This is a genomic window from Microcystis sp. LE19-131.1A (genome assembly GCF_027532015.1).
GTDB lineage: Bacteria > Cyanobacteriota > Cyanobacteriia > Cyanobacteriales > Microcystaceae > Microcystis > Microcystis ichthyoblabe_A.
In genome coordinates, this window is the sequence record NZ_JAPZSS010000092.1 from 1 (window position 1) to 9605 (window position 9605).

The window sequence follows — 9605 nt, forward strand, 5'->3', positions numbered from 1 at the left end:
ATAAATTCTCTCTAGCATTTTCTGGCTCTCGGGGTTTAGGTCTCTAATCAATCTCATTGTATTTTCCTGCTGCTTCGTTTTTTTATGTATTATACTTCTTAATTTTTTATTTGGGTAATTAATTTTGCATGACTACTTACAGGGGTGACTATCAAAGCACTCACCGCCAAGACAGAGGAAGCAATTGAGAGTTTTAATAAGCTATGCTTACCTCCCCCCGCAAATCAATCAGTTTTGCTAATTTTTGAGTCATAATTAAAAACTCCATTTTTAGATAAACAACCATGGCGTAGCACATAAAAGCTTAAAATAAATGAAAAAATGATTAATTTTTTGCTCAAGATGGCCTTAAATGAGCTTTGGGATAGAGAGACTTGTGGCAAGATATAATTAAGGTATATTTGGGGGAAGAAATTGGATTATGGAAGAACTTTTAGAATTAAAAGCTTTGCTCTTAAAAGGTGATATTAAAGGTTCACTGGCGATTGTAGAAGAACTTGAAGATATGAGCAAAAATGGGATTATTAGCACCATTCGTGGTTATGCTGTTATCTTATTACTTCATTTAATTAAACAACAGGCAGAAAACCGAACCACTCGTTCTTGGGATGTCTCCATTCGCAATAGTGTTAGAGAAATTCAACGCCAAAATAAACGCCGAAAAGCGGCAGGATATTATTTAAGTGATGAAGAATTAACAGAAACTTTAAACGATGCTTATCTTAATGCTTTGGATGCCGCTTCTTTAGAAGTCGAATTAGGTCGTTATCAATCGGAGGAAATAGAAGCTATAATTGACAAAAATAAACTGATTAGCGATGCTTTCCTTTTAATCAAAACCGTCTCTCCTTAGAAAGATTATGACAGACTCAATCTCTCAAGAACAAGCCCAAGAAATGTTACATTGGTTAAACAAAAATCGTGACACCGTGCTTGATTTATATAAGAATCAATACATTGCCTATAATGAAAAAGGGGTGATTGCTCACGGTGAAAATTTACAGAATGTTATGGAATAAGCCAAGACAACCAATCAAGAATTTGTCATTTATCTTGTTCCTCGTTGTCGTTATTCTATGCAAATTCTACCCGTTCAAGTTTAAAGTAGTTTAAGATGATTTTGACAACGGCAAAATTCTATGAAAATAACCCTTTATCAACCGACGTTATCGTTATTATTGCTGCTGTTGCTATCCGGTGGTTGTGCAGTCAATCAGGAAAAAGGCAAAATCACCACTCCGCAAGCGTCTCCCCTAGCAGAAATCGTTCCTTGGCAGATGGTCGAACGGGTTACTATTTTAAAAGCCAATCAGGATCCCATCTATGCTTTAGCCATTAGTCCCGATAACTCCAGGCTGCTGAGTGGTAGTTTTGACGGCACTGTTAGGGAATGGGACCTAAAAACCCAAAAACCTCTCAGGACTTGGCAACTAGGAGATACCGTTAACGCTATCCAATTTAGTCCCGATGGTGAGACTTTCGTAACTGCCGATGCGGGGGGAAAAGTGCAACGCTGGAATACGCGCACGGGAAAATTGGAAATGACCTATCCTGGCCATGCTTTTCTCGTTACCGATGCCGCTATTTCTCCCGATGGCAAAATTTTGGCCACGGGTAGCTGGGATCGTACAGTTAAACTCTGGGATTTTCAGACGGGTACACTGTTAAAAACCCTGCGCGGCCATAATCATCCGATTCAGTCGATCGCATTTAGTCCCGATGGTAAAGGAATTGTTAGCGCCGATTACGATGGCTTCGTTAAACTGTGGAAAGTGAGTACCGGTCGCTTTATTCGTGCCTATGCAGGTAATTTATTCCCCGTTTATCGGGTGCTTTTTTCTAAGGATGGTAATACCGCCGGTACTGCTAGTCAAGACGGTTCGATCCGCGGTTGGCAAGTGAAAAGCGGCATCGGCACCACTACTATTCTCGCCCATAACGACGCTGTTACTGATATGGCCCTGCTCGATGGGGGCAAAGTTTTGGCCAGCACCTCCGGGGATGGAACCGTCAAATTTTGGGATGTTAATACCCGTCGGCACTTGAATACTCTAAAGGGAAACGTCATCTTAAGAATGGTTGCCAGTCAAGATGGTCGTTGGTTAGTCACTGGAGATCGAGACGGTGCGATCGCACTGTGGCGGGGAATCTAATTGACTATAATTAAGACTAGAGTGTTTTCTAGGGTGAAATATAGCTATGGCAGCAGTGATTTTAAACTTAGATACAGTCAATCTCAGCGATGAGCAGTTTTACCGTCTCTGCCAAGTTAACCCAGATTGGCAATTGGAAAGAAACGTTCAAGGAGAATTAATTGTGATGCCACCTGTTGGGGGAATTAGCGGCAACCGAGAGGCCGATTTTATCATTGACTTAGGTATCTGGAATCGTCAAAACCGATTGGGTAAAGTCTTTAGTTCGGCGACGATTTTTCGTTTGCCGAAAGGCGGAGATCGCGCTCCCGATGCCGCTTGGGTGAGTTTAACTCGTTGGCAAGCTCTGAGTCGAGAAGAACAGGAGAAATTTCCGCCTATTTGTCCAGATTTCGTCATTGAACTGCGCTCCCGTAGCGATTCCCTCCCGGAAATTCAAGCTAAAATGCGGGAATATCTTCACAGTGGTTTGCGATTAGGTTGGCTAGTTAATCCTCAACAACAACAGGTGGAAATTTATCGTCCTCAGCAACCCGTAGAAATTATGGAACTACCCGCTAATTTCAGCGGAGAGGATGTCTTACCAGGCTTTAGTCTATTTATCTCTATTTTTGAGTAAAATATAGTCAAGACTGATGTATGATTCTACTTGTAAATTTATCGCCCTGGAATATTCGAGAGATTTAGCCACTTGGTTATTAGGTAAACCTTTGGATTTAACCGAAATTAAACCCTCAGAGTTATCATTAGAGCCGATAAGAGCCGATAGTTTAATCTTTTTGGAGTCAGAAGAACTAATCTTACATATTGAGTTCCAAACCGACCCTAAAGAGGATATTCCCTATAGAATGCTCGATTATGCCACAAGACTCTATCGACGCTATCAAGGCAAACCTATCTATCAGGTAGTGATTTATCTAAGGAGAAGTACCTTACCCCTAGTCAGACAGAATGACTATCAACAGGGAAAAACTTATCATCAATTTGAGGTGATTAGACTATGGGAACAACCCTATCAACCCTTATTGCAAGCACCGGGACTATTGCCCTTTGCTATACTAGCTCAAGCTGAGGAGCAAGAGAATTTACTGCGGCAAATCGCCCAAAAAATCGAACAAATCAGCGACAGTCGAGAACAAAGCAATCTGGCTGCCTCCACCGCAATTCTCGCCGGATTAGTATTAAACAAAGACATCATTCAACAATTGTTGAGGAAGGACATTATGAAAGAATCTGTCATCTATCAGGAAATCAAAGGGGAAGGAAGACAAGAAGAAGCCATCAATTTGCTTCTACGTCAATTAAATCGGCGTATAGGTGGCATTTCTGCCGAATTATCTGCCAATATCCAAAGTCTTTCTCTAGAAAATTTAGAAAACTTAGGAGAAGCTTTATTAGATTTTCAGTCAGTAGAGGACTTAGAACAATGGCTAGAAAATGAGCGTTTTTAACTAATTTACTGCGGTTATTTTTATTCTATTAATTCCCTCTATTATCATTATGTCAGATCATCAAGCTAGTTATGCCGTCAATGCAATGTTAGGTCGATTGTATTTGAAAAATAAGGCGTTTCAGTCCCTAAGTTTTGAAGAACAACAGTCGATAGTTTTGGACATAATTAAAGAATCATTCCGTTGCGATGTCAATATCAGTGAAATTCTCAGCAATGAGTGTTTTTATGATTTTGATGATGTGGAAGAACAGAGAACGATAGCAACGATATTTAAAATTTGTTCCTACTGTGGTCAAGCATCAGCTAACGTACAAGACGATGGAGATAATTTTAGAAAAGCAGCAATTTGTTCCGATTGTCTTGCTAAATACTTCCCCGGTGGATATTAGAGATAATTTAATCTCAACCTAGGGATAATCAATATTCAACAATTGTTGAGGAAGGATATTATGAAAGAATCTGTCATCTATCAAGAAATCAAAGAGGAAGGAAGACAAGAAGGAGCCGTCAACTTGCTTCTACGTCAATTAAATCGGCGTATAGGTGAAATTTCTGCCGAATTATCCGCCAATATCCAAAGTCTTTCTCTAGAAAATTTAGAAAACTTAGGAGAGGCTTTATTAGATTTTCAGTCAGTAGAGGATTTAGAACAATGGCTAGAAAATGAGCGTTTTTAACTTTACTGTCCAAATAAAACCGAACTATTACCAGAGCCTTGGAACAAGATCCAAGTCATCAGCAGATTAGATACAAAAATCGCTAAGAGCATAGTGACTACGGCTGCGGTCGTAGCTTGGCCAACTCCTTTAGCACCGCCATCGGTCGTTAAACCCCAATTACAGCCGATAATCGCGATTAAAGCCCCAAAAACCAACCCTTTAACCGGTCCACTCAGCACGTCTCCCACGCGCAGGAAACCGCGAACCGAGTCGAGAAAAACTGAATTAGCAATCCCGTATAAACTTTGGCCGACCAGCAAACCGCTACCTAAACCGATCAGCAGCGCCATAATACTCAAAGCGGGAACCATCAGACAACAGGCAATTAAACGAGGCAGCACCAGATATTCCACGGGATCGGTTTTGAGCATATAGAGTGCGTCGATCTGCTCTGTCACCTTCATGGTGCCGATTTCCGCCGCAAAAGCCGATCCTACCCGACCGGCTACCACGATCGCCATCATAATCGGACAGAGTTCCCGACCGAGAGCAAGGGCCAAAATTCCCCCCACCATACTGCCAGCACCCAAAGCTTGGAACTCCCGGGCCACTTGGATGGTAAAGATCATCCCGATCACCGCAGCCGTGATCATGGCAATAATCAGGGAAGCAGGCCCGGCTGCCACCATTTGTTCTTGGGTGACGCGCCAATCGGGTTTGCGCGTGAATAGGAAGTAAAAAACCCTGCCGGTTAAGAGTATCGCTAACCAACAGCGCCGAAACCAAGAGCTTAATTCCTTGCTAAAAATCGCCAATAAATCCTTCATGGCCACCAAAATCGATCGGACTAGAGAAAAGTCTATCCTGTTTTGTCTTCTAACTCCCATTTCCTACCACGCTATGGATAGCGCAGAATTTTTATACTGAACTAAAATAGCGATCGCTGATTAGCTGGTAGTGAATAATTAGAACTCTTGCAAATTGATTATATGTTATAGTGATAGGTTGGCCAATTCAAGTCTGAATTGCATCACTATCTGAAAAAAGAGCGGAAGTTAGGGAACTGGTTCCTCGCTATCCACTTTCGGGGTTGGGTTTTGGGGAGATTGCTGAAGTTCTTGCCAGCGAGTTTCTGCCAGTTGTTTTTGTGTTTGCACTTCTTGGTCATTGGAACGATAACGAAGTGATTCTTGATAAGCTTGAATCGCTCGCTCGTATTGACCGAGTTTAAACCAACTATTGCCTAAACTTTTCCAGGTTTCGGGGTTATCTTTTTGTCTTTGAATCGCCTGTTGATAGGCGGTTATGGCTTGGGAATAGTCGCCTAAACGATAGCAAGCGTTACCGATACCGATAAAAACTTCAGATTTTCGGGAAGAAATACGGCGAGCTTTTTCGTAGGATGCGATCGCTTCTTGAAATCTTTCCAGTTGATGAAGTAATGCGCCTTGATTTAACCAAGCTTGATAATAATTAGAATTGGCTTTAGTTGCTTGAGTAAATGCCTCCAAAGCTTCTGAATTGCGGCCTAATTTTTGCAGAATAATCCCTTGACTATAGTAAGCTTGGGAAAATTGGGGATTAAATTGTCCGGCTTTGCTATAACTTTCTAAAGCATTATTAATTTTATTTAATTGATACAAACTATTACCTTTTTGATACCAAATTAAGGCATTATCTGACTCGATCGCTAAAGCCTGATCGTAGGCTTTAACTGCCCCTTCATAATCCTCAAGATTTTGTAATGACCAGCCTTTTTTATACCAGATTTTGGCATCATTTTGCTGAAAAGTTAACAATTTTTCAAGAGCTTTTTGAGCGGCGGAATATTGTTGCAGTTCTAGATAAATATCGGCTTTACCTTGCCAAGCTTGACTAGCGGCAGGATTAAGAGATAAGACCCGCTCAAAACTTTCTAAAGCCTCCTGATTTTTATCTAATTTATCTAAAGCTTCCCCGCGACCGAGCCAAGCTTGCCAAGCGGAATCTGGGTTAATTTGAATAGCTTTTTCGTAGGTATTTAAAGCTTCCGAGTATCTTTTTAAAGCCAATAAAGCATCGGCTTTTCCTTGCAATGCCTCAAGATAATCGGGATTAATTTTTAAGGCTTGACCATAGGAATTAAGGGCATCAGTATAACGTTTGAGTTGATAAAAAGTCTGACCTTGTTGATAGTAACCAAGAGAATTACGAGAATTTTGCCAATAGTCAAAACCCAGATAAGCACCAGCTATTAAACCAATTGTCCCCGATACAAACAAGATTTTTGTTAGCAAAGATTTCCCTTGACGAGCAACTTGACTTTGAGATTTCACTGCCTGGGTAATTTTCGGATCGAGATGATGAATTTTTCCTAATTTTCTCAGAGCGATTAATGCTTCACTGGCGCTGGTATAACGCTGACGAAAATCATAGCGGATCATGCGATCGATAACATCACTAAACTCGGCGCTAGTCATGGCCAAATGTTGCCAGAGAATTTCCCCCGTGCGAGCATCCAAGGGAATATCTTCGGGAGCTTTACCGGTTAAAGCTTGTAATCCAATCATACCAGTGGCATAGATATCGCTACTAAAACGGGGATAACCTTGGGCCTGTTCACTGGGGAAATAACCGGGGGTACCGATAGCGACTGTAGAAACGGTTTTACCTTCTTTAACTACTTGAGTGCTAATTTGTTTGACAGCACCAAAATCAATTAAAACCAATTGATCATCTTGACTGCGACGAATAAGATTGAAGGGATTAACATCGCGATGGATCACCTGTTTCTGATGGACAAATTCGAGAATTGAGAGAATTTCTGTTAATAAAGCCACTACTTTCTCTTCATTTTGCCTATAGACACCGGCAGTAATTTCTGTGGCTAAATCTTCCCCTTCAATGTATTCTTGCACGAGGAAAAATTGCCCATTTTCCTCAAAATAAGCAAATAAACGGGGAATATGGCGATGATTGCCCAATTCTTGCAGGATTTTCGCCTCGGTTTCAAAGAGTCGTCTAGCGATGGCTACAGTTTCGGCATTCCGGCACTGGGGTTGAAATTGTTTGATCACACAGCGATTTTGATTGGGTAACTGGCGATCGCAGGCCAAAAAAGTCTGTCCGAATCCCCCTTTTCCCAATTGACGGATAATTTGGTAGCGATGACTAAGGATTTTTCCGGCAGCGAGTTCCATAGACGATGGCAATCCGAGGTTTTTTACCATTCTAGGCTTTTCGACTCTCTTTTGCGGTCGATGGACAAAATGCAGAAATTCTGCCATTCTACTTTTTTCCCTATAGAAAGGGAAAAAATTCCCTGTTGAGGGGACTGACATGACAGACAGAAAAAAATAATCTAGAAATAGAGAAAGTTCACTGTTGTTTTTTCAGAGGATAACCGCTATGTCTATCAATCCTGTTACCAGAGCCAGCACAGCTTTACTGATTACCCTGCTCATGGGTTCCATGTCCGGCACTTTTCCCGTCCTCGCTCAAAGTAATATTAATCGGCCACGTCTGATCGCTCAACAAATCTCGATTCCGGCGGGAACAGTTATCCCTTTGAATTACGAGAAAGCCGATAAAATTTTAGTTTCTAAAAGTGATGTTATTCCTCTGACTTTAACTGTAGCCAGAGATATTCGTAACCGGAATGGGAGTGTGGTGATTGCAGCGGGAAGTGAAGTCAAGGGTACTTTACAAGCGATGGGCCAAGGTGTGCGGTTTATTGCCGAGGAAATTCGCCTCGATGGGGGTAATCGCACTATTCTCCTCAATGCCACTTCGCGATTAATTACTACCACTGAAACCGTGCGTAAAGGGGCAAAAACTCAAGATATCTTAGTGGGAACCGTCGCCGGTGCGGGAGCAGCCACAGCGATCGCTGCTCTCACAGGCGATCGCAAGATTGAAGTTCTTGATGTTTTAGCGGGGGCAGCCGTGGGAACCCTTGCAGGATGGGGTTTACCGACGGCGGGAATTGTCGGTGGTAGTTCCGTGCAGTTATACTCTGTTAACCCCGATCGAGATTTAAATATTACCCTGCAATCGCCCCTAGTGATCAGAGATTAGTAAACGCCAAACCTTAACCAAATCCGCCAGCAGACGGATTTGGTGTCAATCGTCGGTTATTTCTGGATTTAAACGGAGCGATCAATTTGTTAGATTTTTAATAGTCGGTCTGTCAACCGATAGACAGAAACAGTTAAAACATCAGAATTCAGAGATCAAAGTATGAAACTTCCTACAGGGTTACGGCGAACTATTAGCCATGCTTTGGCAACTTTTCTGGGAGTTATGCTCGGTTTTAGCAGTTTAGCGGCGGTAAATGCTCAAAATCTGCCCACTGCTGCCGCCGATCTGGCCAGAATTCCCCCGGAGATGACGGCGGAAAGTTTTGTCGCTAAGGCAGTGGCCCGCACAGGTGCGGCAGTGGTGCGAATTGACACCGAAGCGATCATTACTCGTCCCAATAGCCCCTTTTTTGATGATCCTTTTTTTCAGGAGTTTTTTGGAGAACAGTTTCGTCTTCCCACCCAGCAGCGAGTGGCGGGCCAGGGATCGGGTTTTATTATCGATGGCAGTGGTTTAATCTTAACTAATGCCCATGTGGTCGATAATGCCGATAAGGTAACGGTAACTTTAAAAGATGGTCGTAGCTTCAAGGGAGAAGTACGCGGTACTGATGAGATCACTGATTTAGCCGTGGTGAAAATTAATCCCCAAGGGGAAAAATTACCTGTGGCCGTCCTGGGCAATTCCGCATCCATACAAGTGGGGGACTGGGCGATCGCAGTAGGCAATCCCGTCGGTCTAGATAATACGGTAACTTTAGGAATTATTAGCACGATCGGGCGCTCGGCGGCTAAGGCGGGTATTCCCGATAAACGCATTGATTTTATCCAAACCGATGCCGCTATTAACCCGGGTAATTCCGGCGGTCCTTTACTCAACGCCCAAGGGGAAGTCATCGGCATCAATACGGCGATTCGTACCGATGCCATGGGCATCGGTTTTGCCATTCCCATCGACCGGGCCAAGCAGTTACAAGCGACCCTAGAATCAGGTCAAAAGGTGGCCCATCCCTATATCGGTGTGCAGATGGTTAATCTAACTCCCGATTTAGCCCGGGCTAATAATCAAAACCCCAATTCTGCCATGATCGTCCCGGAAGTGTCGGGAATTTTGGTGGTGAAAGTCCTACCCAATACCCCCGCCGAAAAAGCCGGGATCCGTCGCGCGGATGTGATTGTTAAAGCTAATAATCAACCGGTTAGCGATGGCGCTGAGTTACAGGAAATGGTGGAAAAAGCCGGGATCGGTCAATCTTTACCCCTAAGAATCAGAAGGGGGGAA

At 42.8% G+C, this 9605-nt stretch carries 9 protein-coding genes and 2 pseudogenes; 9 read left to right on the forward strand and 2 right to left on the reverse strand.

What is annotated here, in order from left to right:
- The first annotated feature begins 421 nt into the window (after window positions 1-421).
- The 7 genes and pseudogenes from O9323_RS08065 to O9323_RS08095 all read left to right on the forward strand — a co-directional run.
- Window positions 422-853: a DUF29 family protein gene (locus tag O9323_RS08065; protein WP_288124928.1), complete on the forward strand. Its 432-nt coding sequence runs from the start codon at window positions 422-424 to the stop codon at window positions 851-853.
- Window positions 854-860: 7 nt separating this feature from the next.
- Window positions 861-1103, forward strand: a pseudogene (locus tag O9323_RS08070) (DUF5678 domain-containing protein).
- Between the two features lie 36 nt (window positions 1104-1139).
- The gene (locus O9323_RS08075) at window positions 1140-2153 is read left to right on the forward strand and encodes a WD40 repeat domain-containing protein (RefSeq protein WP_288124929.1); all 1014 of its coding nucleotides are present in this window, start codon (window positions 1140-1142) and stop codon (window positions 2151-2153) included.
- 46 nt (window positions 2154-2199) lie between these two features.
- The gene (locus O9323_RS08080; RefSeq protein WP_002750704.1) at window positions 2200-2772 is read left to right on the forward strand and encodes a Uma2 family endonuclease; all 573 of its coding nucleotides are present in this window, start codon (window positions 2200-2202) and stop codon (window positions 2770-2772) included.
- Between the two features lie 16 nt (window positions 2773-2788).
- Window positions 2789-3604 (forward strand): DUF4351 domain-containing protein, encoded by an 816-nt coding sequence (locus tag O9323_RS08085; protein WP_002750702.1) that lies wholly within the window; start codon window positions 2789-2791, stop codon window positions 3602-3604.
- Between the two features lie 49 nt (window positions 3605-3653).
- Window positions 3654-3995: a hypothetical protein gene (locus O9323_RS08090; protein WP_002750700.1), complete on the forward strand. Its 342-nt coding sequence runs from the start codon at window positions 3654-3656 to the stop codon at window positions 3993-3995.
- A gap of 33 nt (window positions 3996-4028) precedes the next feature.
- Window positions 4029-4283, forward strand: a pseudogene (locus tag O9323_RS08095) (DUF4351 domain-containing protein); the annotation flags it as partial.
- Between the two features lie 2 nt (window positions 4284-4285).
- Here the strand turns inward: O9323_RS08095 and O9323_RS08100 are convergent.
- Both O9323_RS08100 and O9323_RS08105 read right to left on the reverse strand, forming a co-directional pair.
- A complete protein-coding gene (locus O9323_RS08100) occupies window positions 4286-5092 on the reverse strand; it encodes an MlaE family lipid ABC transporter permease subunit (RefSeq protein ID WP_002736708.1) in 807 nt (268 codons plus the stop codon).
- Between the two features lie 228 nt (window positions 5093-5320).
- Window positions 5321-7444, reverse strand: coding sequence for a serine/threonine-protein kinase (locus O9323_RS08105; RefSeq protein WP_288124932.1), 2124 nt, complete (start codon window positions 7442-7444; stop codon window positions 5321-5323).
- A 208-nt stretch (window positions 7445-7652) separates the two neighbouring features.
- Between O9323_RS08105 and O9323_RS08110 the strand changes: the two genes are divergently transcribed.
- Together O9323_RS08110 and O9323_RS08115 are read left to right on the forward strand one after the other, a co-directional pair.
- Entirely contained in the window at window positions 7653-8321 is a 669-nt protein-coding gene (locus tag O9323_RS08110) for a hypothetical protein (protein WP_149107445.1), read from the forward strand.
- Between the two features lie 162 nt (window positions 8322-8483).
- Window positions 8484-9605, forward strand: a 1122-nt coding sequence (locus O9323_RS08115; RefSeq protein WP_288124931.1) for an HhoA/HhoB/HtrA family serine endopeptidase, incomplete at its 3' end; no start/stop codon positions are given.